1 protein-coding gene is annotated in these 799 nt (G+C 61.7%); it reads right to left on the reverse strand.

Features of this window, described 5'->3' with window-relative positions:
* Positions 1-399: 399 nt before the first annotated feature.
* On the reverse strand, positions 400-799 hold a 400-nt coding region (locus PG899_RS24180), incomplete at its 5' end, for a GNAT family N-acetyltransferase (protein ID WP_058671088.1).

Here is a 799-nt window from a genome sequence, read left to right on the forward strand (position 1 = left end):
TATTGAACTGTCAGGAGCTGGCTGCACAACAGCCATTACGCCCAATCAACTGGTGCAGTCGTCTTCTGAAAATGACATTTGGTATCTCTCATAAACGGATGTTTTTGAGAGAACTATCTTCGGCCTTCACACGCACGAAAGGCGGCGAAGCTCCGCCGTTAATCCGTCCGCCGGAGATCTCGCCCAGGCAGGCTGAAGGCCGAGCAAGCCTGACAGGCCCGAAAAGCCCGGCACGGGCGTCGGCGGCGATGACGGCGGCGGCATTATCCAGGGTTGATGATGGAAGTGGAGGATATCGACAACCTCTCGCGCAACCAAGACATCGCGGTCGGACTGCAAGTGATCTTGAAGCCACGGGCCCGTCCCACCCCGACATGGACCTCGATGCCCGAACGGACGTTAGATTTCGAGTTCTAGGCGTTCTGCGATGAAGGTTGGATCCCAGCCGGGATTGAAAGTGTCGACGTGGGTGAATCCGAGCCGCTCGTATAGGCCACGCAGGTTCGGGTGGCAGTCGAGCCGCAGCTTGGCGCACCCCTGCGTTCGCGCGGCATGGCGGCAAGCCTCGATCAGCGCGGAGCTGACACCCCGGCCCGCATGTGTCCGTCGCACCGCGAGCTTGTGCAGATATGCGGCCTCCCCCTTGAGGGCGTCGGGCCAGAACTCGGGATCCTCGGCCGACAAGGTGCAACAGCCGACGATGCCGTCGCTGCAACTCGCGACTAGGAGCTCGGATCTCAGGACGAAGGTCTCCGCGAATGTCCGGTCGATCCGCGCGACGTCCCAGGCGGGCGTTCCC

The sequence above is a fragment of the Aeromonas sp. QDB39 genome, assembly GCF_027707585.1.
GTDB classification, from domain to species: domain Bacteria; phylum Pseudomonadota; class Gammaproteobacteria; order Enterobacterales; family Aeromonadaceae; genus Aeromonas; species Aeromonas hydrophila.